Annotated in this window: 22 protein-coding genes and 2 tRNA genes; 16 read left to right on the forward strand and 8 right to left on the reverse strand. The window is 35.6% G+C overall.

What is annotated here, in order from left to right; translation table 11 throughout:
• Nucleotides 1-52: 52 nt before the first annotated feature.
• Entirely contained in the window at nucleotides 53-649 is a 597-nt protein-coding gene (leuD, locus tag ACP7AT_RS02175) for a 3-isopropylmalate dehydratase small subunit (RefSeq protein ID WP_426062718.1), read from the reverse strand.
• A 165-nt stretch (nucleotides 650-814) separates the two neighbouring features.
• A complete protein-coding gene (gene leuC / locus ACP7AT_RS02180; RefSeq protein WP_426062719.1) occupies nucleotides 815-2,209 on the reverse strand; it encodes a 3-isopropylmalate dehydratase large subunit in 1,395 nt (464 codons plus the stop codon).
• Between the two features lie 707 nt (nucleotides 2,210-2,916).
• Between leuC and dnaE the strand changes: the two genes are divergently transcribed.
• The 6 genes from dnaE to ACP7AT_RS02210 all read left to right on the forward strand — a co-directional run bounded on the left by dnaE (nucleotide 2,917) and on the right by ACP7AT_RS02210 (nucleotide 10,724).
• Entirely contained in the window at nucleotides 2,917-7,461 is a 4,545-nt protein-coding gene (gene dnaE, locus ACP7AT_RS02185; RefSeq protein WP_426062720.1) for a DNA polymerase III subunit alpha, read from the forward strand.
• Nucleotides 7,462-7,652: 191 nt separating this feature from the next.
• Nucleotides 7,653-8,564, forward strand: coding sequence for an outer membrane beta-barrel protein (locus tag ACP7AT_RS02190; protein WP_426062721.1), 912 nt, complete (start codon nucleotides 7,653-7,655; stop codon nucleotides 8,562-8,564).
• Between the two features lie 326 nt (nucleotides 8,565-8,890).
• Nucleotides 8,891-9,208, forward strand: a complete 318-nt coding sequence (gene trxA / locus ACP7AT_RS02195; RefSeq protein WP_091203124.1) for a thioredoxin — start codon at nucleotides 8,891-8,893, stop codon at nucleotides 9,206-9,208.
• Between the two features lie 162 nt (nucleotides 9,209-9,370).
• Nucleotides 9,371-10,324 carry a DUF58 domain-containing protein gene (locus tag ACP7AT_RS02200; protein ID WP_426062722.1) on the forward strand — a complete coding sequence of 318 codons (954 nt, stop codon included), beginning with the start codon at nucleotides 9,371-9,373 and terminating at the stop codon, nucleotides 10,322-10,324.
• A gap of 83 nt (nucleotides 10,325-10,407) precedes the next feature.
• Nucleotides 10,408-10,481: transfer RNA gene (locus ACP7AT_RS02205), tRNA-Asp, on the forward strand.
• A 169-nt stretch (nucleotides 10,482-10,650) separates the two neighbouring features.
• A tRNA-Asp gene (locus ACP7AT_RS02210) sits at nucleotides 10,651-10,724 on the forward strand.
• Between the two features lie 70 nt (nucleotides 10,725-10,794).
• Here ACP7AT_RS02210 and ACP7AT_RS02215 read toward each other — a convergent pair.
• The gene (locus ACP7AT_RS02215) at nucleotides 10,795-11,295 is read right to left on the reverse strand and encodes a DUF456 domain-containing protein (protein ID WP_426062723.1); all 501 of its coding nucleotides are present in this window, start codon (nucleotides 11,293-11,295) and stop codon (nucleotides 10,795-10,797) included.
• 299 nt (nucleotides 11,296-11,594) lie between these two features.
• Between ACP7AT_RS02215 and ACP7AT_RS02220 the strand changes: the two genes are divergently transcribed.
• A complete protein-coding gene (locus tag ACP7AT_RS02220) occupies nucleotides 11,595-11,735 on the forward strand; it encodes a hypothetical protein (RefSeq protein WP_426062724.1) in 141 nt (46 codons plus the stop codon).
• Between the two features lie 42 nt (nucleotides 11,736-11,777).
• Nucleotides 11,778-12,254, forward strand: coding sequence for a hypothetical protein (locus ACP7AT_RS02225; protein ID WP_426062725.1), 477 nt, complete (start codon nucleotides 11,778-11,780; stop codon nucleotides 12,252-12,254).
• 152 nt (nucleotides 12,255-12,406) lie between these two features.
• Here ACP7AT_RS02225 and ACP7AT_RS02230 read toward each other — a convergent pair whose 3' ends face one another.
• Both ACP7AT_RS02230 and ACP7AT_RS02235 read right to left on the reverse strand, forming a co-directional pair.
• Nucleotides 12,407-13,507, reverse strand: a complete 1,101-nt coding sequence (locus ACP7AT_RS02230) for a glycosyltransferase family 2 protein (RefSeq protein ID WP_426062726.1) — start codon at nucleotides 13,505-13,507, stop codon at nucleotides 12,407-12,409.
• A 7-nt stretch (nucleotides 13,508-13,514) separates the two neighbouring features.
• Nucleotides 13,515-14,489 (reverse strand): hypothetical protein, encoded by a 975-nt coding sequence (locus ACP7AT_RS02235; RefSeq protein WP_426062727.1) that lies wholly within the window; start codon nucleotides 14,487-14,489, stop codon nucleotides 13,515-13,517.
• A gap of 55 nt (nucleotides 14,490-14,544) precedes the next feature.
• On the opposite strand from ACP7AT_RS02235, the gene ruvC reads away from it, so the two are divergent.
• From ruvC to ACP7AT_RS02265, 6 genes are all read left to right on the forward strand, one after another.
• Nucleotides 14,545-15,099, forward strand: a complete 555-nt coding sequence (ruvC, locus tag ACP7AT_RS02240; RefSeq protein ID WP_073205242.1) for a crossover junction endodeoxyribonuclease RuvC — start codon at nucleotides 14,545-14,547, stop codon at nucleotides 15,097-15,099.
• A 74-nt stretch (nucleotides 15,100-15,173) separates the two neighbouring features.
• Complete coding sequence (locus tag ACP7AT_RS02245; protein ID WP_426062728.1) at nucleotides 15,174-15,545, forward strand: four helix bundle protein; 372 nt, start codon at nucleotides 15,174-15,176, stop codon at nucleotides 15,543-15,545.
• A gap of 109 nt (nucleotides 15,546-15,654) precedes the next feature.
• Complete coding sequence (gene hemW / locus ACP7AT_RS02250) at nucleotides 15,655-16,788, forward strand: radical SAM family heme chaperone HemW (protein ID WP_426062729.1); 1,134 nt, start codon at nucleotides 15,655-15,657, stop codon at nucleotides 16,786-16,788.
• A gap of 91 nt (nucleotides 16,789-16,879) precedes the next feature.
• On the forward strand, nucleotides 16,880-17,662 hold the full coding sequence (locus tag ACP7AT_RS02255; protein ID WP_426062730.1) for a cyclase family protein: 783 nt from the start codon (nucleotides 16,880-16,882) through the stop codon (nucleotides 17,660-17,662).
• 25 nt (nucleotides 17,663-17,687) lie between these two features.
• Nucleotides 17,688-18,059 (forward strand): MmcQ/YjbR family DNA-binding protein, encoded by a 372-nt coding sequence (locus ACP7AT_RS02260; protein ID WP_426062731.1) that lies wholly within the window; start codon nucleotides 17,688-17,690, stop codon nucleotides 18,057-18,059.
• 68 nt (nucleotides 18,060-18,127) lie between these two features.
• The gene (locus tag ACP7AT_RS02265; RefSeq protein WP_426062732.1) at nucleotides 18,128-18,838 is read left to right on the forward strand and encodes a PH domain-containing protein; all 711 of its coding nucleotides are present in this window, start codon (nucleotides 18,128-18,130) and stop codon (nucleotides 18,836-18,838) included.
• Between the two features lie 75 nt (nucleotides 18,839-18,913).
• On the opposite strand, the gene ACP7AT_RS02270 is transcribed toward ACP7AT_RS02265, so the two are convergent.
• The 3 genes from ACP7AT_RS02270 to ACP7AT_RS02280 all read right to left on the reverse strand — a co-directional run bounded on the left by ACP7AT_RS02270 (nucleotide 18,914) and on the right by ACP7AT_RS02280 (nucleotide 22,267).
• Nucleotides 18,914-20,014 carry a DUF4407 domain-containing protein gene (locus tag ACP7AT_RS02270; RefSeq protein WP_426062733.1) on the reverse strand — a complete coding sequence of 367 codons (1,101 nt, stop codon included), beginning with the start codon at nucleotides 20,012-20,014 and terminating at the stop codon, nucleotides 18,914-18,916.
• A 185-nt stretch (nucleotides 20,015-20,199) separates the two neighbouring features.
• Nucleotides 20,200-21,801, reverse strand: a complete 1,602-nt coding sequence (gene pckA, locus ACP7AT_RS02275; RefSeq protein WP_426062734.1) for a phosphoenolpyruvate carboxykinase (ATP) — start codon at nucleotides 21,799-21,801, stop codon at nucleotides 20,200-20,202.
• 73 nt (nucleotides 21,802-21,874) lie between these two features.
• Entirely contained in the window at nucleotides 21,875-22,267 is a 393-nt protein-coding gene (locus ACP7AT_RS02280) for a DUF423 domain-containing protein (RefSeq protein ID WP_426062735.1), read from the reverse strand.
• A 178-nt stretch (nucleotides 22,268-22,445) separates the two neighbouring features.
• Here ACP7AT_RS02280 and ACP7AT_RS02285 point away from each other — a divergent pair, with 178 nt between their 5' ends.
• A complete protein-coding gene (locus ACP7AT_RS02285) occupies nucleotides 22,446-23,816 on the forward strand; it encodes a saccharopine dehydrogenase family protein (RefSeq protein ID WP_426062736.1) in 1,371 nt (456 codons plus the stop codon).
• Nucleotides 23,817-24,201: 385 nt separating this feature from the next.
• A complete protein-coding gene (locus ACP7AT_RS02290; protein WP_426062737.1) occupies nucleotides 24,202-25,113 on the forward strand; it encodes an RES domain-containing protein in 912 nt (303 codons plus the stop codon).
• Nucleotides 25,114-25,229 lie beyond the last annotated feature (116 nt).

Consider the following 25,229-nt stretch of genomic DNA (forward strand, 5'->3'; position numbering starts at 1 on the left):
ATTTGATGCTAAAAGTGGTTTTGACTTCCGTAATTTGAAGTCGTGTTTGTTTCTAGTAAAGAAGCTTGTTAGCAAAATCAACAATTTCTTCTTTGATGTTTTGTAAATAGTCAATATCATCAAAACCGTTGACCATATTGTCTTTTTTATAACCAGAAATATCAAAAGATTCTTTTTGACCAGTTGCTAATAAAGTGATAGTTTGCTCCGGAAGATTGATTTCCAATTTTGTTTTTGGATCCGCTTCAATAGCCTCAAAAATTGTTTCAGCAAATTCAGGACTCACTTGAACCGGTAAAACACCAATATTCAAGCAATTTCCTTTGAAAATATCTGCAAAGAAACTGGAGACAACAGCGCGAAATCCGTAATCGTAAACTGCCCAAGCTGCGTGCTCTCTGGAAGAACCTGAACCAAAGTTTTTTCCGCCTACCAATATTTTTCCGCTATAAGTTGCGTCATTCAATACGAAATCTGCTTTTGGGGTGTCATCTCCATTGTATCTCCAGTCACGGAAAAGGTTATCGCCAAAACCAACACGTTCAGTTGCTTTTAAGAAACGCGCAGGAATGATTTGATCAGTATCTACATTTTCTATCGGTAACGGCACTGCGCTACTCGTAAGGATGTTAAATTTATCGTATGCCATTTGATTTTTGATTTTTGATTAACGATTTCTGATTTTAGATTTACCTTAAGGAAAATGTAATCGTAAACGCTAACTAATATTATTTTATATTCTGTAATTTAAACTGAATGCTGTGTCGATTTTAATGAAATCTGAAATTAAAAATCCTCTACATTTTGAAATCTTTTAAAATAAATCTCTAGGATCTGTCAACATTCCAGTAACTGCAGCTGCAGCTGCCATAATTGGACTTGCCAATAAAGTTCTTGAACCCGGACCTTGACGACCTTCGAAATTTCTGTTTGAAGTACTGACCGCATATTTTCCAGCAGGCACTTTGTCATCGTTCATGGCCAAACAAGCTGAACAACCAGGTTGACGCAATACGAAACCAGCTTCGTTAAGTATGTCCAAAAGACCTTCTTCTTTAATCTGTGCCTCTACAACATGCGAACCTGGAACTAACCATGCGGTAACATTGTCGGCTTTTTTTCTGCCTTTTACAATTTCTGTAAAAGCTCTGAAATCTTCAATTCTACCATTGGTACAACTTCCTAGAAAAACAAAATCAATTGGTTTGCCAATCATTACGTCATTTTCTTCAAAACCCATGTAGGCTAAAGATTTTTTATATGTTTCGGCGCCACCTTTAACCTGGTTGGCGTTTGGAATGTTTTTTGAGATGCCAATTCCCATTCCAGGATTTGTTCCATAGGTAATCATTGGTTCAATATCTGAAGCATTGATATTTAATTCGGTATCAAAAACGGCATCAGCATCTGTTTTTAATGTTTTCCAATAGGCTACCGCTTTGTCCCAAGCTTCGCCTTTTGGAGCGTATAATCTTCCTTCTAAAAAATCGAATGTTTTTTGGTCCGGAGCAATCATACCGCCACGAGCACCCATTTCTATACTCAAATTACAAACAGTCATACGACCTTCCATAGACATGTTTTCAAAAACATCTCCTGCATATTCCGCAAAATATCCTGTGCCTCCCGAAGTAGTTAATTGAGAAATAATATATAGTGCAACGTCTTTTGGACCAACACCTTTACTCAATTCACCATTTACGTTGATGCGCATTTTCTTTGGTTTTGGTTGCATGATACATTGTGTAGCCATCACCATTTCTACCTCCGAAGTTCCGATACCAAAAGCAATAGCACCAAAAGCGCCATGAGTAGAAGTATGAGAATCTCCACAAACAATAGTGGCGCCAGGTAATGTAATTCCGTTTTCAGGACCTACCACGTGAACGATACCATTTTTTTGGTGACCTAATCCCCAGTGAGAAATACCATGTTCTGCTGCGTTGTCTTCCAATGCTTTTAGCTGATTGGCAGATAATGCATCTTGAACTGGTAAATGTTGATTTATAGTTGGGGTATTGTGATCGGCAGTAGCAAAAGTACGTTCTGGGTATAAAACTGAAATTCCTCTTGCTTTTAAACCTAAAAAAGCTACCGGACTAGTAACTTCATGGATGAAATGACGGTCAATAAAAAACACGTCCGGTCCATCTTCAATTTTACGCACCACGTGCGAATCCCATACTTTGTCGAATAATGTAGTACTCATTTTAATATGTTTTTAATGTATTTTTTTATAGCCAAATTGGCTAAGATGATAACAATGAAAGCAAAACTAAAAAAAGAATCAAGTCTTTATTTTTTAATATTTCATTATATACGATACCCAAAACCGTTTTAGAGCATTTCTTTACTGATTTTTAGCTTTTAAGCTTTTTTTACAGTAACGTAGTTTTTTATTTTGATATAATAAAAAATTAATTTTTGGCGGGTTTTTATAATTATCGAATTGCTAAAATATGCTTATAATAAGCTATTATATTTATAAATATGTAATTAAATGGCAATAAAATCGACTTTTTTTTAATATTAAATTTGTTATTTGACTTTAGTTGAAGTTGTTTTTAAAACTGATTTTATTAGTAAATGACATATTTTTCAACCGTATTTCAATATTTTTTTTGATGAAAGACTACGACATCCAAAAAATCAATATGGACTCTTTTTATCTTTTCAACAAGATAGTACCAAGATGATTTGTTGAAAATGATTGTGGTTTTAATGGGGGAATAATCCTGAAAAATATATTTGTTTTTTGTTGATTATTTGCTTCTATTTCATTCGAAAAAAACTAAATTTGAAATTCATTTTTGGTTACTTTTATTAATTTTAAAGTGTTTAAAACCAGTTAAATACACGGTCCGAATCTAAGGATTTAGACACCCTTCCCTTCGGGGAGGGCTGGGGAGGGGATTTATGTACTTAATATTCGATACCGAAACTACAGGATTACCAAAGCGCTGGGGCGCTCCCATTTCTGATACGGACAACTGGCCACGTTGTATTCAGATCGCTTGGCAGTTGCACGATGATATGGGAAAACTCATAGAGCATCAAGATTATTTAATCCAGCCCGAAGGTTTTAATATTCCGTATGACGCTGAAAGGATTCACGGAATTTCTACAGAATTGGCGGAAGTCGATGGGATTTCGTTAGCAGAAGTTTTAGAAAAATTCAATATCGCATTAGGCAAAGCCAAATTCATCGTTGGTCAGAATTTAGGTTTTGACATCAATATTATGGGTTGCGAATTTTACAGAATGGGTGTTGAAAGCCAGATGAGTTCGATGCCGATACTAGATACCTGTACTGAAATTACCGCTTCTTTATTGAAATTGCCAGGTGGTCGAGGTGGAAAATTCAAATTGCCAACCTTAACGGAATTACACTCTTATCTTTTTAATAAACCTTTTGGTGAGGCGCACAACGCCACTGCCGATGTCGAGGCAACTACGCGTTGTTTCTTAGAGTTAATTCGTCGAGATATTTTCACAAAGGAGGAATTAGATGTTCCATCCAGTTATTTTCAAGATTTTCAAAATAAAAATCCAAGCGAGATTAAACTCATTGGTTTAAAACATATTAATCTTAAGGAAGCTTCGGATAAAATCCGCCAGCAGTTTGGCGAAAAACAAGCTCCGGCCGTTTCAAGAGCAGCGCTTTCTGAGAATAAAAAAGTACTTACAGATGCGCCTTTCGTGCATTTGCACAATCATACGCAGTTCTCGGTGTTGCAATCTACTATTAGTATTGCGGCATTGGTAAAAGCGGCGGCACAACAAAAAATGCCTGCGGTTGCCATGACGGATCATGCGAATTTGATGGGTGCTTTTCATTTTGTCCGCGATATTTTATATCATAATAAAGCGGCTGAAGCCAAGAATAAAGCGGCAATCGAAAATGGTGAAGAGCCTGTCGAAGTTCCGATGAAACCAATTGTAGGTTGCGAATTCTTTGTTTGTGAGGACCATAAAAACAAAAAAGTAAAAGACAATGGGTACCAAATAGTGCTTTTGGCGAAGACCAAAAAAGGCTATCATAATTTGGCGAAAATGTCTTCTATCGCTTACACGGAAGGTTTTTATTATGTGCCTAGAATCGACAGGAAAGTCATTCAGGAATATAAAGAAGATATTATTGTTTTGTCTGGAAACCTTTATGGTGAAATCCCAAATAAGATTTTAAACATTGGCGAAAATCAAGCTGAAGAAGCCATGATTTGGTGGAAAAACGAGTTCAAGGAAGATTTTTATATCGAAGTGATGCGCCACAATCAGGAAGATGAAAATCGGGTGAATGCTTCTTTGATTTCATTGGCAAGAAAACACGATGTCAAAATTGTTGCGACAAACAATACCTTTTATATAGACAAGGAAAATTCAAATGCGCACGATATTTTGCTTTGTGTGCGTGATGGCGAAAAACAAACTACACCTATTGGTCGCGGTCGCGGCTATCGTTACGGATTGCCGAATCAAGAATATTATTTCAAGTCGGGAGACGAAATGAAGCAGCTTTTTGCAAATTTACCTGAAGCGATTTCGAATATTTCGGAGATTGTGGATAAAATTGAAATTTTCGATTTGGCGCGGGAAGTTTTATTGCCAAAATTTGAAATCCCTGTTGAATTTAATAATCCCGAAGATGCAGTTGATGGCGGAGTACGGGGGGAAAATGCCTATTTAAGACATTTGACTTTTGAAGGTGCTAATCGCAGATATCCTGTAATCACCGAAGAAATTCATGAACGACTCGACTTTGAATTGTTGACAATTTCCAATTCTGGTTATCCGGGATATTTTCTGATTGTACAGGATTTAATTGCCGAGGCGAGAAGTATGGGCGTTTCGGTAGGACCGGGGAGGGGTTCTGCGGCTGGATCGGTGGTGGCGTATTGTTTGAAGATTACCAATATCGACCCGTTAATGTACAACCTGCTTTTTGAGCGTTTCCTGAATCCGGATCGTGTGTCACTTCCCGATATTGATATCGATTTTGATGATGAGGGACGAAGCAGCGTAATGGATTATGTGATCCGGAAATACGGTTCGAAACAAGTGGCACAAATTATCACTTACGGGAAAATGGCAACAAAATCAGCCATTCGGGATACCGCTCGTGTATTGGATTTGCCTTTGTTTGAAGCAGATAAAATTGCGAAATTGATTCCGGGAATGATGCCTTCTAAGTGGAATTTAGCCCGTTTTTTAAATGAAAAAGAAGATGTAATTAAAAAAGCGGTTCGTCCGGAAGAATTTGACAAAATAAAAGAATTAATAGGACTAGCGAATGAAGATGATTTAGGTGGAGAAACCATTCAGCAAGCCAAAGTTTTAGAAGGAAACTTGAGAAATACAGGTATTCACGCCTGTGGAGTGATTATTACGCCAAGTGATATCACTGATTTTGTTCCGGTGGCTACCGCCAAAGATTCTGATTTGTATGTGACGCAATTTGATAACTCGGTGGTAGAAAGTGCCGGTTTATTAAAAATGGATTTTTTGGGTTTGAAAACCCTGACTCTAATAAAAGACACGGTCAAATTAGTTAAATACAGAAGTGGAATTGACCTAAATCCCGATGAATTTCCGATTGATGATCTAAAGACGTACGAGCTTTTTCAAAGAGGTGAGACGGTAGGGATTTTCCAGTATGAGAGTCCAGGAATGCAGAAATACATGAAGGAATTGAAACCAACGGTTTTTCCCGATTTGATTGCCATGAATGCGCTTTATCGTCCGGGTCCGATTGCTTACATACCGAGTTTCGTCAAGCGAAAAAATGGTGAAGAGCCAATTGTTTATGATCTTGATGCCTGCGAAGAATTACTAAAAGATACGTACGGAATTACCGTTTACCAGGAACAAGTAATGCTTTTGTCGCAAAAACTAGCGGATTTTTCTAAAGGTGATGCCGACGTTTTGCGTAAAGCGATGGGAAAAAAACAAAAGGATGTTTTAGATAAAATGAAACCTAAATTTATCAGTCAGGCGGCCGCCAAAGGGCATGCTGAAGATAAATTAGAAAAAATATGGAAAGACTGGGAAGCTTTTGCGGAATATGCCTTTAATAAATCACACTCGACTTGTTATGCTTGGATTGCCTACCAAACGGCATTTTTAAAAGCTAACTATCCAGCCGAATATATGGCTGCGGTTTTGTCCAATAACATGAGTGATATCAAACAAGTTTCGTTCTTTATGGAAGAATGTAAACGTATGGGATTACAAGTTTTGGGACCCGATGTCAACGAGTCATTTTACAAGTTTACCGTTAACGATGATTACGCGGTACGTTTTGGAATGGGAGCGATAAAAGGAGTGGGTTCTGGTGCAGTAGCGACTATTGTAGAAAGAAGAAAAGACGGAAAATACAAGTCTATTTTTGATTTGACCAAACGTATTGATTTGCGTGCAGCGAATAAAAAAGCATTGGAAAATCTGGCCTTGGCAGGAGGATTCGATTCTTTTTTAGGAACAACACGAGCGCAATATTTTCATGATGATGGCGACGGAATTACATTTTATGAAAAAGCGATTCGGTATGGATCTAAATTTCAGGAAAATGAAAATTCATCGCAAGTGAGTTTGTTTGGTGATGCCAGCGATGTGCAAATCGCTGAACCGATCGTGCCGCCCTGTGAGGATTGGAGTACGATGGAAAAATTATCAAGAGAGAAAGAAGTTGTTGGGATTTATATTTCGGGTCATCCTCTGGATGATTTTAGATTTGAAATGAAATATTTTTGTAATTCTAAGCTGGAAGCGCTTAGAAACATGGAAATGTATGTGGGCAAAAGCTTAACATTTGCCGGAATTGTAAGCAATTTTCAACGCAGAACCGCAAAGAATGGTAAAGATTGGGCAATCTTTACTTTAGAAGGCTTTGACGAGAGTTTTGAGTTTAAGATTTTTGGAGAGGAATATTTGAAGTTCTATCATTTTTTATACAACAATCAGTTTGTTTTTATAAAAGTTCTGATAAAAGAAGGCTGGGTCAATCAAGACACAGGAAAAAAAAGCGAGCCCAGATTGCAGTTTACAGAAGTAAAACAATTACAGGATGTACTGTCAACGTTTGCTAAAAAACTGATTTTATATTTGAATATTAAAGATTTGCAAACGGATTTCATCCATAAATTAAGCCATCTTTTTCAAGAGAATAAAGGTGATAATTCAGTGTCTTTTGAAATTATGGAATTAGAAAAAACAAAAAGACTTGTTGCTGTGGCTCCTGTTGAGATTGAAAGTGATGAGGTAGCTTTTATTAATGACAATGAAGATTCTGAAATGGAAACGCTAGAAATCCCGGAGATTGAAACTTTGGCAAAAGTGGAAGAAGTTGAAGAGATTAAAGTTGTAACCAAACTGACGATGCCAAGCAGAAAATTGAAAATAAAAATCTCAAACGAACTGCTGGTGGAGTTAGAAAAAATGCAGGTTAACTTCAAATTGAATTAAAAATCCACGGATTATAAACGAAATCTATAGAATCTCATGTTAAGTCTGTTGTGTAATTAGTGTCATTTTAAATTTTATCTAAACCTTCAATTGTAATCTTTTGTTTTTATTTAACATATTATTCATCGCTTTTGTCATTAATTTTTCATCAAAAATGGTTTATTTTTACATAAATGATAATAAACGAAATTATGAAAAAGCAATTATTTTTATTGGGATTTGCGATTTGTTCGATCACAATGGTAGGGCAAACGGAAAAAAAAGAAAGTTGGTATTTTAAAGTAGCAGGATCTTATTTTACTCAAACGGCTGCCACTGAGTTCCCTACTGTAGGAGGAAATGCAGCTTTGAATAAAGTATACGTAGGTGGAAAATTAGTTTCTGAAGAGAGTGTTACAGGTTCATTTGGTGAAGGTTTTAGAAGTGGAGCAGCAGTTGGTTACAGATTCAATACTCGTTTGGGAGCAGAAATGGGAATTAATTATTATTCTAGTGCTGATAAAACGATGTCTCAAACTACCACAGATGTAATTTTTATTTCTGGTGGTCGTCCTGTTTACAATTTTAAATCAGTGGGGCAAATCAGTGCTTTTGATTTAGCACCTGCTTTAGTTTTGTTTTTAGGAGAGCAGAATGGTTTTGAACCATATACTAAAGTTGGAGTTCTTGTGCCAGTTTATGGGGATTTAGAAATTACTACCGATGCAATTGCACCAACTGGTGTCGCTAATCCAGCTACTGTAGCCATTCATAGTGTGGACAAGGTGAAACCGAATCCTACTGTTGGTTTTATGGCGGTATTAGGAACTTCTTATAAATTAGGGAAAAATATTTCGGCATTTGCAGAATTAGAATACCGTAATTTTACCGTTCACGGTAAATCGAAAGAAACTACTGAATTTACTATGAATGGTCAAAATGCTTTGGCTGGCAGAACTGAAGCTCAAATTCACACAAATTATGTAAACCGTTTGGATGTTAATTCAAATAATGCTGCGACAAATCCTAATGGATTGAATTCTACTAAACCAATGGATGAATTAAGTTCTTATGTTGGAATCAGTGGTCTTGGTTTGACACTTGGATTGAAATATAGCTTGTAATACAACTTTTTAAAGGTGAAGGGATGTTTGAAAAAGCATCCCTTTTTTGTTTTAAAAAAATTCGTTTTGGAAACACGGGTTAATAGCCCTGATGGGAGCGGCATCCTTTTCCGGCTTTTTTAAGCCGGAAAAGATATAGCGTACAGCGGGAAATAGCTTCAAGAAAGAAGGAAAAAGTATTTTATAAAAGTTATGGATAGGAATTGATAATAGGTTAATAGTCAAAACTAATTTGAGAATAGTGTTTGATTTGTTTTTAATTTCTAAATTTGTATTCTAGTTTGAAACTTTAAGATATTCAAACGCTAAACTTTAAATAAAATATTATGGCATTAGCAATAACAGATGCTACTTTTGAAGAAGTAGTTTTGAAATCAGACAAACCGGTGATGGTGGATTTTTGGGCAGCATGGTGTGGACCTTGTAGAATGGTAGGTCCAATCATTGATGAATTGAGCAACGAATACGAAGGTAAAGTTGTTGTAGGTAAAGTTGATGTTGATGCGAACCAAGAATTTGCTGCTAAATATGGTGTTAGAAACATCCCAACAGTATTGGTTTTTCATAAAGGAGAAGTAGTAGGAAAACAAGTAGGAGTTGCTCCAAAACAAACTTACGCAGATAGTTTAGACGCTTTGTTGTAATCGGTAGATTATGATTTATATAGAATCCGTAAGGATTCAGAGAGAAGGTTTGACGAAAGTCAAGCCTTTTTTTTGTTTAAGCTGAATTTATTTTAGTTCCTAAATTTAGTTTCTGTAATGGTTTAATTTTTAAATTGTTCAATCTTTTAATATATTTGGAATATGAAGATCGAATCGCAAATAGAGAAAATTTCCAGTTTCCAGCATCTGGAGTTGCTGGCCAATCAGGTTGTGGAGGGTTTTATTTCAGGTATGCATAAAAGTCCGTTTCATGGATTTTCGGCTGAATTTGCCGAGCATAAAGTCTATAATGTTGGCGAAAGCACCAAACATATTGACTGGAAGTTGTTTGCCAAAACCGATCGTTTGTACACCAAACGATTTGAGGAAGAGACTAATTTGAGGTGTCATATTATTATCGATAATTCCTCGTCAATGCATTATCCGAAATTAAAAGAAAGTCAAAACTTTTTTGAGAACAAAATTGGCTTTTCAGTGTTGGCTTCGGCGGTTTTAATGAGTCTGTTGAAGAAACAGCGAGATGCTGTCGGATTAAGTGTGTTTTCTGATACTTATGAGTACTACGCGCCTGAAAAAGGCAGTGATCGCCACCATCGAATGATTTTAAATACACTCGAAGGTCTTTTAGAAAAACCTGTGACAAAGAAAAACACGGATACTATTACTTTTTTGCATCAAATAGCGGAAAAAATTCACCGTCGTTCGATGATTATCTTATTTACGGATATGTTTCAATCCGGTCCCGAATCCCGAAGTCTCGGCACGGGAGAAGAAGCGCTGTTTAATGCGCTGCAACATTTAAAACACAATAAGCATAAAGTGGTCTTATTTCATGTTGTCGATAATAAGACGGAGTTAAATTTTGACTTTGATAACGCTCCAAGAAAGTTTATTGATGTGGAAACGGGAGAAGAAGTAGCGATTTTTGCGGATAATGTGAAAGAAGAATACGAAAAACAAGTTAAAAGTTACTTCAAGAAGTTGGCTTTAACCTGTTCTCAAAACCAAATAAAATATATTCCGGTGAGTGTGAATGAAAGTTTTGAAAAAGTTTTAATGACATACTTGGTTGAAAAACAAAACTTTGGATATTGATGTGAAATTTTATCAATTATTTTTTCAAAAAACGCTTGCGTAAACGGAAATCTATTGTATCTTTGCCACCGCAATAACGCAGAGGTTTGGTAGTTCAGTTGGTTAGAATACATGCCTGTCACGCATGGGGTCGCGGGTTCGAGTCCCGTCCAGACCGCAATATTGGGGAAAGCCTTTCGTAACAGAAAGGCTTTTTTGCCCCATAAGGTTTTTAACGTTAGTTGTGTTGTTTGCTACGAATTTGTAACTCGTAGCGGGTTTAGTAGTTAGACCAATGAAAAGCTTTCCACTTTTGTGGATAGCTTTTTTGATTTAAAAATAAAGCAGGTTTGGTAGTTCAGTTGGTTAGAATACATGCCTGTCACGCATGGGGTCGCGGGTTCGAGTCCCGTCCAGACCGCTCATTTAAGAAAGCCTTTCGTAATGGAAAGGCTTTTTCTTTTAAATATAGTTCTAAAACTAAAGGTACATTAAAACAACTGGGATTTATAGTTCCATACAATCCACACAAACAATCCCAAATACATTATGCAAACCACAAATTTCATAAAACTGGAAGCTAGAAACCCCGCAAAGGAACCTGCAGCCGCTTTCAAGGCCCTGTTGTGGTCTTTAAAATCATAAATAAGTTCGCCTATCAACGCACCAACAAAAGGACCGATAATGAACCCAAAAGGAACAGGAGCAAGAATTCCAATAATTAGACCGATGTTTGTTCCCCAGATGCCATACGAGCTTCCGCCAAATTTTTTGGTTCCCTTTGCCGGAATCACGTAATCTAAAACCGAGATCATTACAGTGATTAAGAATGCAATCCCCAGAATCCAATAATTAGCCGGAACAGCTTTTGTGAAATAGAGTAATGCTAATCCAACCCAACTCACACTTGGTCCGGGTAAAATTGGTAAAAAACTGCCAAATAAACCTGTAACAACGCATGCGAAACCTAAAGTTAAAAGCAGAATATCCATAAATTTATTTTTAGTAATTTTGAAAACACAAAAGCAACACGTATTACGCTAATGTTTAAGATGAAATTAATACAATTATTTTCAGGAACACTCTTATTTACTCTTTCTTTTTATTCGGTAAGCGCTCACGAGAAAAATGAAAGTGGCAAGGACCTGCTTTTAAAAGAGACCATTTACAACGCAGAGAGGGCAAAAGTACTGGATTTTTCCTCAAAGAGTTTGACGCATTATTTTTTGAATATTTGGATAAAAAATCCGGCCTTAGTTTAATATTAACAAAGGAGGAATATTATAAGGATATGATACAGATTACAACTTTTTCAGATCGATTGACGGTTCTGGATTCAGGTCAAAAAAAAATTGCAATCGAAAACAAAAAGAAATGGTTTGCTGAAAACTACGAAGATTATTTACTTTCGAAAGCATCCCAAAAAAAATAATTGTATTTTTATAAAATATTAGTCCAATTCAAAAACAAAGCCTTGAAGCAGCATTACCTCTTTTTAGTATTACTATTTTTTAATTCCTGTCAATACTTTGACAAGCAAATTCCTTCTGAAAAGGAATTGTTACAAAAGGAGCTGAAATCCATCAACTGGAAAGAAGTCGATGAATATCCATCAGTGGTAGATTGCGAAAAAATTGATGATAAAAAACAACGCCAACAATGTTTTTTTGAAGTTTTAACGCAGTTGATTCAGCAGAAACTGAGCGTTGACACTTTGTCGATTCTCTATCCTGAACTCGATACAATTGAAGTAAAAGTTACAGTTTTCCCAAATGCAACCCTGCAATTTGAGCCTCAATTTCCCAAAGATTCCGTAACCTACGACAAAATCAAAATCGACAGTATTCTGAAAGCCCGTTTGGTTGATTTCCCAAAAATCAATCCAGCCATAAAACGCGGAATTCCCGTAAAAACGCAATTTATTCTTCCGGTTATTCTAAAAGTTGAGTAGTTTTTTAGAAGCTATTTCCAGCTGGTCACTGTATCTTTTTCTTTTTTTAAGAAAAAAGAAAAAGGATGCCGTTTCCATCTGGGCTAGGGCTTTAGTGTAAAACAAGAAGTATCGTTTCAGAAATCAAAAATCGTTAATCAAAAATCTGCAATCTAAAATTTTCGCCCCTTCCACTCATATTTACCAAGTAAAGAATACAACGCAACACCCGTGCTAAAAAACGGATAGAACAAACTGCTCAAAATCAAATAGCTGATTTTGCTTTTGTTCAAAAAATGATTGGCTTTGTAAATCAAAACAGTATCAACAATTAATTTCAGTAGGAATAACAAGAAGATATTTGGAAACGAAACTAAACCGAATACGCAAAAGCTAATACCTAAAACCAAACACAAATTTCCACCAAAAACCAATAATCCCAATCCTTTCCCGAAAGTACTTTGATACGAGCTTGTTTTTGAAGCCCATCGAACGCGTTGGTAGAATAACGATTTCCAGTTGTTCAATGGTTTTGTCAGTACAATATTGTTTTTCGATTTTAGATAGTGCACCTTTTCAGGTAATTGAGCAATCGCTTTTTGCAACAGAAATATATCATCGCCACTGGCAATCTTGTCGTTTCCTTCAAAACCATTCAGCTTTTTAAAAAACGATTTAGTGTAAGCAAAGTTAGCGCCATTACACATAAATGCTTTGTCAATACCAAAACTACCAATGGTCGCGCCTTGCAAACTCGCTAAATCCAACTGCTGGAAATGATGCAAAAATGAATTATTACAATCATACGTTACCGCTCCGGCAATCATAGCAACATCATGAAGCTGAATGTAATTGTCCAAGGATAATAACCAGTTTGTATTGACGGTGCAATCCGCATCCGTGGTGATAATCCAGTCCCAATTTACAATTTGCATCGCAGTTCCAATCGCATCTTTCTTTGGTGAATTCGAAAACCTGACATTATTTACAACCGAAACTTTAAATTTTAAACTTGGAATGATGAACTTTTCCTCAGATTCATCGTCAACTAAAATCACTTCGAAGAATTCCACTGGATAATTCAGCTTGGACAAACTTTCTAATAAAACAGGTAAATTTTCGGCTTCATTTCTGAAAGGAATAATAATGGAGAAGTTTGTTTTTGGCGTTAAGCCAATATATTCAAATGTATTTACTTTGATAAAACCATAAATTAATGCAAATATCGCAGAACAATAGGAGAAAATTATGATGTGTAAAATAATTGTAATCATAATTGTTTTATAAAGTTTCGTCTCCCTCACCTTTGGAGAGGGTTGGGGAGAGGATTTTATAATTCAACACATAATAAGTGCCAATTATTACCGGTAAAACCACATTCAAAAACCACATTAAAGTCGAAATGAAAATCACAATCCATTCGTTAACGCCTAAAATCGCAAAGAAATAAACCGCAACACTTCCTTTTACGGCAAAGTCCAGAAATTGAAAAGTAGGTAAGGAGGAAGCTAAAAAATAAACAGACGAAATGGTCGCAATCAATGTAAAATAAGGCAAGTCAACATCAAAAGCCAAAAACAAAAAGTAGTATTGGTGTGAAAAAACCAGATACCGGCAAATGCCTAAAAAGATATTTTTTTGATGGATTGGTTTTGGAATTTCATTAATTTTTTGAATCAGTTTTTCGATCGAATAGCCTTTAATAGTAATTTTTTTCACCGAAAATAAAATTATGAAAAGAAGTATTAGAAAACCAAAAAGCAGCGTTGCCGTTTTTGTGGTAATCACATTGTATTGCGCATTGAAATACAACAACCCTAAAATTCCAAAGATGACGGTTAATATCATTTGGATTCCGTTACAAATCAGGTTCAAGAAAATCACTTTTTTTACGTTTGATTTATCAAAAAATAGTGCTTTTCCGGCATATTCTCCAATTCCATTTGGTGTAAATAGTCCGGCGGTAAGCGCACCAAGAACTTGTTTTGTTGCTGCTCCTAACGATATTTTATGGATAAATTCGACTAAGTTTTGCCATTTTAATATTTCAAAAAACCGATTTAAAACACTCAGTAACAAAATAAACGCAATTCCGCCAATGGATTGATTTTTTTGGAATAAAACAATGAATTTTTGCCAATCCAGTTTGTCGTTGTTGGCCAATTGATTGTATATAAAATAAAACGCACCGCCCACAATCAAAAGTTTGATCAGAAGTACGAGGAATTGCTTAGTTTTGTGTGGAATTTTAATCATTGGTGCAAAGTAACAAAACTTTAAACTTTTAGACTTTAAACTTTAAACTAAATCATTGGCAAACGAACGCATCATATTAGGAATTGACCCAGGAACCACGATTATGGGTTTTGGATTGATAAAAATTGTCAATAAAAAAATGGAATTTTTGCAACTGAACGAACTGCAATTGTCCAAATACGACAATCATTATCAAAAGCTGAAAATCATTTTTGAACGTACTATCGAGTTAATCGACACCCACAATCCAGACGAAATTGCAATTGAAGCGCCTTTCTTTGGTAAAAACGTACAATCGATGCTAAAGTTGGGACGCGCACAAGGTGTGGCAATGGCAGCGGGACTTTCGAGAGATATCCCTATTACTGAATACGAACCCAAGAAAATAAAAATGGCAATTACCGGAAATGGAAATGCCAGCAAAGAACAAGTTGCCAAAATGCTGCAGCAACTTTTAGGATTAAAAGAATTGCCTAAAAATCTTGACAGTACAGATGGATTAGCAGCTGCGGTTTGTCATTTTTTCAACTCTGGGAAAGTAGTTGGAGAGAAAAGCTATACCGGATGGGATGCCTTTGTAAAACAAAACGAAGAACGAGTTAAAAAGTAGTGAGCAGTGTTCAAATTTTTAGTGTTCAGTAGTATTCTTTAAATTAGAGTGTTCAGTTTTCTAAAATGTATTATATGAGATTCCAAGATTTATTAGCCTATAAAAAATCATTTGCATTAGCAATGAAGATTTTTGAAATAACAAAATCATTTCAAAAGGAAGAAACCTACTCATTAACGGATCAAATTCGACGTTCTTCAAGGAGTGTTCCTGCAACTATTGCCGAAGCATATAGAAAGAGAATTTACCCAAAACATTTTTATAGTAAGTTGACCGATTCTGATGGAGAAAATTCAGAAACACAAGTGTGGTTAGAGTTTTCCGTGTCTTGTAAATATATTTCGGAAGCTATTTATCAGGAATTTATTTCTGAAAGTTTAGAAATTGGAAAACTTGTAAATTATATGATTTTGAACCCTGAAAAGTTTGGAGTTAAAAAGGAGTGATTAGTGTTCAGTTTTTTAGTATTCAGTACATATATGATTACTAAATAACTGCTCACTGAACACTTTCTTAAGACTGGATACTAAAAAACTGAACACTGAACACTAATAAATGAGCGGAATCTATATCCATATCCCTTTTTGCAAGCAGGCGTGTCATTACTGCGACTTTCATTTTTCGACTTCGATGAAGAAGAAAGAAGAAATGGTTTTGGCTATTGCGAAAGAAGTTCAGATGCGTAAAAATGAATTTAAAAACGAAATTGTTGAGACTATTTATTTTGGCGGAGGAACGCCAAGTGTTTTAACTTCCGAAGAAATTAATTTCCTGATTGCTGAAGTGTATAAAAACTATTCTGTTGCAGAAAATCCTGAAATTACACTAGAAGCCAATCCTGATGATTTGTCAAGTGACCGAATAATTGAATTGTCTGAAAGCAAAATTAACCGGTTAAGCATTGGAATCCAATCTTTTTTTGAAGATGATTTACAAATGATGAACCGTGCTCACAATTCGGCGGAAGCCAGAAAATGCCTTGAAGTAGCAACTCAATATTTCGACAATATTTCTGTTGATTTAATCTATGGAATTCCGGGAATGAGCAACGAGAAATGGAAGCAAAATATTGAAACAGCCTTGTCTTTCGGGATTCCGCATATTTCCAGTTACGCGTTGACGGTAGAGCCAAAAACGGCTTTGAATAAACTGATTCAAACGGGAAAAATTGCAGCTCCTAAAGATGATGTTGCTCAAGAACATTTTGCTATTTTGGTCGAAATGCTCGAAGTAAATGATTTTATTCATTATGAATTATCGAATTTTGGAAAGTCAACTTATTTTTCCAAGAATAATTCGGCGTATTGGTTGGGGAAAAAATACATTGGAATTGGTCCTTCGGCGCACAGTTATGATGGCATCTCGAGAAGTTGGAATGTGTCGAATAATTCCCTTTATTTAAAATCCATTCAAGAAGATAAATTGCCCAACGAAATAGAAATCCTTTCAATTACGGACCGCTACAACGAATACATTATGACGGGTTTACGTACGATTTGGGGAGTCTCTTTGGATAGAATCAAAACCGAATTTGGAACTGAATATTTGGAATATCTGGACAAACAGGCGCAGAAATTTCTTGATGATGATTTAGTTTTTATCGAAAACGATATACTGAAACCAACACCGAAAGGAAAATTTTTGACAGATGGAATTGCAAGTGATTTGTTTTACTTAAATTTGGAATAACATAAACCACTAAGAACGCAAAGATGGCGCAAAGTCCACGATGCTTTGTGATCTTGGTGATAATCTTAGTGCCCTTCGTGGTTGAATAATTATGATTGCAACTATTGATAACTTTAAAGTCGACTTATCAAAACCCATTGATATTTCGATTCCGATAACGAATACAGACGAGAATCCAATTGCGTGGTATATCGAGAAACCAGTCATTGAACCGGTAGTTTTTGGGGATTGGATAGGGAAAGTTTCGGAAGGAAAATCGTCTACTAATTTCAACAATATTTTCTTCAATCCACACGGACATGGAACGCACACCGAATGTCTGGGTCATATAACAAGAGAATTTTACAGTATTAATCAGTCGTTGAAACAATTTTTCTTTTTGGCCGAATTGATTTCGGTTGTACCGGAACTACAAGGAAAAGATTTGGTGATTACACTGGATAACATCTCGACTGCGCTCGATGTGACGCTAAAGTTAGGTGTTCCAAAAGAAGCCCTAATTATTAGAACTCTACCTAATTTTAAAATAAAAAAATCTTTAAAATATTCGAATACCAATCCGCCATATCTTTCTGAAGATGCTGCTCGTTTCATTCGCGAAAGCGGAATTCAGCATTTATTAATTGATTTGCCAAGTGTTGATAAAGAAAAAGATGATGGAAAATTATTGGCACACAAAGCCTTTTGGAATGTAAAAGATGTCAATAATCTGAATGCTGATGCGCGATTGGACTGCACGATTACCGAGATGATTTTTGTGGATGAAGAAGTGAAAGATGGCAGTTATTTATTGAATTTACAAATTGCATCTTTTGAAAATGATGCGAGTCCCAGTAAACCTGTTTTGCACGCTTTTTTAAATGATGAATTATAAATTTGAATGAAAATAATTTCATAAAATGAACTTAGAAACATACTACGAATATTCGCTTTCCAAAAAAGGAGTGACGGAACATTTCCCTTTTGATAAAGATACATTGGTGTTTAAAGTGGGTGGAAAAATGTTTGCATTATCTTCTTTAAGTCAGTGGGAGAAAGGACAGCCATCAGTTAATTTAAAATGTGATCCAGAGCGTGCTCAGGAATTGCGCGCTGAATACGATGCTATTCAGCCGGGTTTTCACATGAGTAAAACCCATTGGAATACAATTGCGATAAATGAATCAGTTGCGGATGCATTAGTCAAAGCGTTAATTGATCATTCCTATGAATTGGTTTTCAAAAGTTTAACAAAGAAATTGCAAAACGAAATTCAAGAATTTGACAATTAGGCATTACTTTTGTGAATAAATTTGGATTAAAATTATAAATACTTACTGAAATAAATTCAGCATATCACATGAAAGAACAATTTAAAAAGTTTTTAAACGAGGAACAAGACCCAAAAGCCATTGAAAAAATCGCTTCAAAGCTGAGTGATTTATTGATGAAAAATGAAGAAATCGGATATATTGCTGTTCAAAAAAAACCAGCGATTACTGTTTTGCCGGATAGTATTGTGATGACGAATAAAAGAATTATCATTTGTCAGCCCAAAAATCTGGGACTATCGATGAATTTTATTGATTACACTTGGGATGAGGTTGAAGGAACTTTTGTGAAAGAAAATATTTTGGGTTCTGAGTTTTCATTTACAACCAAAACAAATATGGAGGTTTCCATTGATTATATTCCTAAAATCCAAGCGCGCAAGATTTTTACGTATGCTAAAGAACAATTGGATATACTAAAAGTTGGTTCTGTATTAAACGCAACAATAATGGATGAAGTTCCGGTTGTTCCAATCGAAGAAGTGGAAATTATCGAAGAAATGGAAACAGAAGAAGTGACAAGTTTTGCTGAAATAATGCCGGTTTCACAACCTAATTTTACTGCTGAAAATCAGGAATTTGAGGAGGTTGCAGTAACGTCAAAAGACAAATCATTAAGTGATTTTTCGCAAGACGAACTTTTTGAAAAATTGCAGAATTATAAAAAATTGTTAGATAACGGATTGATTTTACAAGGCGAATACGACGCTTTCAAAAAAGAAATTTTGAGTTACATGTAATTAGTCTTAAAGTCGAAAGTCCCAGAGTCAAAAGATATTTACTCCCTTTTGACTTTAGGACTTTCGACCTTTGACTTAAAGTGTTCTTTTCTGCTTTTCTGCAAAATTATTGGACTGCAATTCTAATAAATCGGTAGCATTTTTTCGTTGTAAATCATACAATTTGGTGTCGTCAGCAATATCTCCGTAGACTTTATCATGCATTGTAGCACTAGTTTTTACAAGCAAAGTACGTTGGTATTTGTCTTGTTCGATTGTTGCTTTCAAAGCTGTTTCCAGATCTTCTAATTTATAGTCGTATTCGCCTTTTGGAGAAAGTAATTTGGCTATAATGGGAGAGGTTTCAATGGCTAAAAATAGTAGCATAATAAAAAACGAAGGAAGCCAAGGTAATTTGTCCAAGGCGTTGATTCGTGCCATTAAGCCATTAAATCCATCAATTATAGGTTGGGTTTCGGTAACTTTTTTGTTTAAATCGGTTTGTAGCGTTTTTGTATTGTTATCCATTTCAGCAATTTTAGCTAAGTTGGTTTTTTGTAAAGTGTCCAGTTCCTTTTTGGCCAGATCATGTTTGGCGATTTTTTCTTTAAAAACAGGACCTTTCCCTAATTTTTTCGTTCCTGCAGTTCCTTCTGCTTCGGTGATATAAGTTTCATAGAGTGTATTAACTTCTTTCTCTTTCTTGGTGATTTCCGATTTCAAACCAGCTATTTCAGCTTTGTTTTTATCGAAATCTGATTTGAAATAATTGGCCACTTCTTTTTTATTATTCAAAGCCATCACATTTTTTTCTTTCAATAAAACGGTATTGATTTCTTTTTCGAAGATTTTAATTTCCAATGGTTTCGAAATCACTATAGCGATAATTACCGCTAAAATAATTCGTGGAGTTGCCTGTAGAAATTCACTACCTACTTTGTCTCTTTTTCGAATAGTGGAAACAATAAAACGATCGAGATTGAAAATAAGCAGACTCCAAACAATACCAAATGCGATTGCGGGATAAATGCTGTCAAAAACGGTAAAAAGCGCATACGAGCTAGCAAGAAAAGCCATGACCGCAGTAAAGAAAACGGTGGCGCCAATACCTACATATTTGGTTTGTTCGCCTTCGGAACAGCCCTCAAGAAGATCCTTATCGGCTCCGGAGCAAAGAATGAAAAATTGTTTTAACATGATTTATGATTTTTTGATTGATTGTTTCACCAGTTCGCCTGTCGAGTTCCTGTGGTAATTACAAATTTAACGCCAAAAAAAGAATATTGGTATATAAGACCGATATGTTTTTGTTTAGCCTTTTGCATAAACAAATAGAGCCGCTCTTTACGAACGGCTCTATTTGTTTTTGAATTATAATTAACTTAAGCTAAAGGAGCTCCTGCCATAATTTCAGCATTAGCAAATTCTTCAAATTTGGCGAAATTATCTTTAAATTTTTGGGCTAACTCTACTGCTTTTTTATCGTATTGTTCTGGGTCTTCCCATGTATTTCTAGGATTCAATATTTCACTAGGAACATTTGGACAGGTTTGCGGTTTTGCAATGCCAAATACTGCGTGATTTTCGTAAGCCACATCGTCCAATTCTCCGTTTAAGGCGGCGGTGATCATGGCTCGCGTGTATTTTAATTTCATTCGACTTCCTACTCCGTAAGGTCCGCCTGTCCAGCCTGTATTGATTAACCACACTTTTACATTGGCATCTTTCATTTTTTTGCTCAACATTTCCGCATATTTTGTTGGGTGTAATGGCATAAATGGTGCGCCGAAACAAGCAGAAAAATTAGGTTGCGGTTCTGTAATTCCGGCTTCTGTACCCGCAACTTTCGCAGTATATCCTGAAATAAAATGGTATGCTGCCTGTCCTGGGGTTAGTTTAGAAATTGGAGGTAATATTCCGAACGAATCGGCAGTCAAGAAAAATATATTTTTTGGATTTTCGCCGATAGATCCTGGTTGAATATTATCAATATGATAAATAGGATAACTTACTCTAGTATTTTGTGTGATGGAAATATCCTCAAAATCGACTTCATTAGTATCTTTTTTAAATACTACATTTTCCAGGATTGCTCCTTTTTTTATAGCGCGGAAAATATCTGGTTCATTTTCTTCAGAAAGGTTTATCACTTTCGCGTAACAGCCTCCTTCAAAGTTGAAAACGGTATTTTCATTTGTCCAGCCATGTTCATCGTCACCAATTAATTTTCTGTTAGGATCAGCTGATAAAGTTGTTTTTCCGGTTCCTGATAATCCAAAGAAGATAGCTGTATCACCATCTTTCCCAACGTTGGCACTACAGTGCATTGGTAACGTATTTTTAAAAACTGGCAAGATGAAATTCAAGGCAGAGAAAATTCCCTTTTTCATTTCACCTGTATATCCGGTTCCGCCTATTAAAACTATTTTTCGTGTAAAATCAAGAATTGCAAAATTGCTTTGACGTGTTCCGTCTATAATTGGATCTGCCATAAAGCTAGGCACGCAAAGTAAAGTCCATTCGGGGTCGAAGTCTGCTAATTCTTCCGTTTCAGGTCTTAAAAACATATTGTAACAAAATAAATTTGCCCAAGGCGTTTCTGTGATTACTCTAACATTTAATCTGTAATTTGGATCAGCGCATACGTATGAATCCCTTACATAAACTTCTCTGTTAGATAAGTAGGAAGTTACTTTGTTGTAAAGCGCTTCAAAAGCAGCTGGTTCAAAAGGGATATTTACTTTTCCCCACCAAACTTTATTTTCACTGATGCTATCTTTTACTATATATCTGTCTTGCGGAGAACGGCCAGTATATTCGCCTGTATTAACTGCTAAAGCGCCTGTTGAGCTTTCAATTCCTTGACCTGATTTTATTGTTATGTCGTGTAATTCTTCAGGGGATAACTGGTAATGAATTTTTGCATTTTCAATTCCTAATTCTTTTAACGAAATCGATTGCGAGAAAAGTGTGTTATTGTCCATAAATTTATTGTTGTAGTTACTTTTTTATAGGCAGCAAAAATAGAAATTATATTTCAGTTAGCCTTTGATTCTTTTAATTTTGTGCTTTTTTATTTAAAGAAGATGCCAATAAAACACCCCAAGCCATTATTAACAGTAGTCCGCCGATGGGTGTCAGAAATCCAATTGATTTAAAATCAAAAGCAGTAAGGTCGTTTGTAGCCAATAAATAAATAGAGCCGGAGAATAAAATTACACCAAAAACGACTAAGAAGCAGATTGTTTTTTTTGTTTTTTCAGTGACGTTGTCCAGTAGTCCTATGAACAATAAAAACAGCGCATGGTACATTTGGTAGCGTACGCCAGTTTCAAAAGTAACTAATTGCTCGATAGAGAGTACTTTTTTTAAGGCGTGTGCTCCAAAAGCACCTAAAATTATAGCGATCATGCCTAGAATGGCTGCTGTGATAATTAATTTTCTTTTCATTATGCTGGTCTTTACTGCAAAAGTATTTCATCTCAAATGAATTTAAAAGTATTTACAATTATTGTTTTACTTTCTTACCGTTAAATAGTACAAATGCCTATTTATTTAACCCAAAATATTTCACTTCAATTTGTTATAAATACAACATTTTTGTATGTTTGTGTTATAAATAAAAAAAATGAAAACAATTTTAATCATTGGGGCAGGAAGATCAGCTTCGTCTCTAATTCAGTATCTTTTAAATAAATCTGAAAAAGAGAATTTGCATCTTGTTATAGGTGATTTGTCTTTGGCTTTAGCCAAAAAAAAGACGAACAATCACGCCAATGCAACGGCTATTGCGTTGGATATTTTTGATGAAGATCAAAGAAAAAAAGCGATTCAAATTGCTGATATTGTCATTTCGATGTTGCCGGCTCATTTGCATATTCAAGTGGCCAAAGATTGTATTATTTATAAAAAACATCTTGTTACCGCTTCGTACGTGAGTGATGCTATGCAGCAATTAGATGCGGCGGCGAAAGAGAATAATCTCATTTTCATGAACGAAATTGGGCTAGATCCTGGGATTGACCACATGAGTGCGATGAAAGTGATTGATGAAGTAAAAGAAAAAGGGGGCGAAATGATTTTATTCGAATCCTTTTGTGGTGGGCTGGTTGCGCCAGAATCCGATACTAATCTTTGGAATTATAAATTTACCTGGGCACCGCGCAATGTAGTTTTGGCAGGACAAGGAGGCGCTGCCAAATTTATTCAGGAAGGAACGTATAAATACATTCCGTACTGTAATTTGTTTCGAAGAACCGAGTTTTTGCAAGTGGAAGGATATGGACGATTTGAAGGCTATTCGAATCGGGATTCCCTAAAATACCGAAGTGTGTATGGTTTAGACAATGTGCTTACTTTATATAGAGGAACGATTCGCAGAGTTGGTTTTTCTAAAGCTTGGAATATGTTTGTGCAATTAGGAATGACGGATGACAGTTACGTCATGGAGGATTCGGAGAACATGAGTTACAGGGAATACGTGAATTCTTTCTTGCCGTATCATCCCACGGATTCAGTGGAAATCAAGACTCGTTTGATTCTTAAGATTGATCAGGATGATATCATGTGGGACAAATTGTTGGAACTCGATTTGTTCAATCCGAATAAAAAAGTAAGTTTGAAAAATGCCACTCCGGCACAAATTCTGGAAAAAATCTTGACTGATAGTTGGACGCTCCAGCAAGATGATAAAGATATGATTGTCATGTATCACAAATTTGGATACGAATTAAATGGCAAAAAAGAACAAATAGATTCCAAAATGGTTTGTATCGGGGACGATCAAACGTATACTGCGATGGCAAAAACAGTAGGCTTGCCCGTTGCAATGGCAACATTATTAATACTGAATGGTAAGATTACAACTCCTGGAGTTCAATTACCCATTCGTAAGGAAGTTTATGTGCCTATTTTAAAAGAATTAGAGGAATACGGTGTTGTTTTCAAGGAACAATCCATGCCGTATTTAGGATACAATCCGGATAAAGAGTTTAGTTAGTAGTTTTTTTTAGATTTGTAGTTTGATAAATCCGCTCCACATGAAGCGGATTTGTTTTTTAAAATTCTTTATTTATGCTGAGCGTAGCCGAAGTATGGGCGTGACCCTGCAAATTGCTTCGTCGTTCCTCCTTGCAACTTCGGGTCGGGCTGTTCGTTGCAATCTTTATGTTTTTAAAGAAAAAACATAAAGGATTTTCGCTGCCATCCCTCACGCAACGCATTCCTTTGATAAGCTGTTTTAGTTTTCCGAATTGTAAGAAAATTTTAATATATTTGAAAAACGCAAAGCAAGGCAAACCTTCGCTTACCTACCCATGCTTGGGTGTGTATACGAAGGTTTACTTTACTTATATACAAGTTACCTGCAAGCGTAAAAGAAAACTATGGAAATCAACAAAGTAATAGAAGAATTTAAAAAGTTAGACTTATCTAAATATCCATATGCAGAAATAAAAAGTTTATTTAACGAAGTTGGACATGTCGGGACTATAATTGTGACCTTTCACAGAGGAAAATCCGTTATGAGAGCAAGACCAAACGAAGATAACCAACGCTTTGACAAAAAAGCAGATTTATCTTTTAAACCACAAGAATTTAATAAAACTTATCAAAGAGCGAGTACACCAAATCAAACAATGTTTTATGCCACTTCTGTTCCAGATAAATTAGAAGAAGGTGAATTAGATAATATGCGAATAATAGGAATAACGGAGACAATTCCAATGTTAAGAGACAAAACTAAAAGCGGATTTCAAAAGATTTCTTTTGGTCGTTGGGTTGTTGAAGAGGATATTAAATTAATGGCAATTGTTCATCACGAATCTTATTACAATGAAAGTAATTATACTAGAGAATTAGTTAATGCTTTTAAAGGGTTTATTGATGGATATCCGAAAGAAGTTGTTGATAAATCACTTAAGTTTCAAGATTATCTAGCAAGTGAATTTGCGAAAGAAGAAATCCAAGAAGATTATGATTATATGATTTCAGCAATTTTTACCGAGAATGTAATAAGAAATGGGCTTGACGGAATTCTGTATCCAAGTGTTAGGACTGCTGGAAAAGGCTTTAATATTGCAATAACCCCACAAGCTACTGAAAAGCTTGGATTATACGTAGCTGGAGAATGCTCTATTTATAAATCTAAAGATCAAGTTGTTGTTGGAAATGATGCAATAGTTCAACTTGATGGAAAACAAACGGAATTTAAATTAGTGGATATAGAAAATCACGAACAATTGCTTTTGGAAAAAATTGGAATTAAGACTCTTAAAGAACTAAAAGTCTGCAGGTAACAGATAAGGCTTCGTTGCGTGCGCAGCACGAACAATGAAGCCGGTGTTGAACGGAACCGATTACATGCCGTCAACACTTATGGAGTTATCGTAAAGTTTTGAGAGAGAATAACAAG

This window comes from Flavobacterium sp. DSP2-3-1 (assembly GCF_049896865.1).
GTDB lineage: Bacteria > Bacteroidota > Bacteroidia > Flavobacteriales > Flavobacteriaceae > Flavobacterium.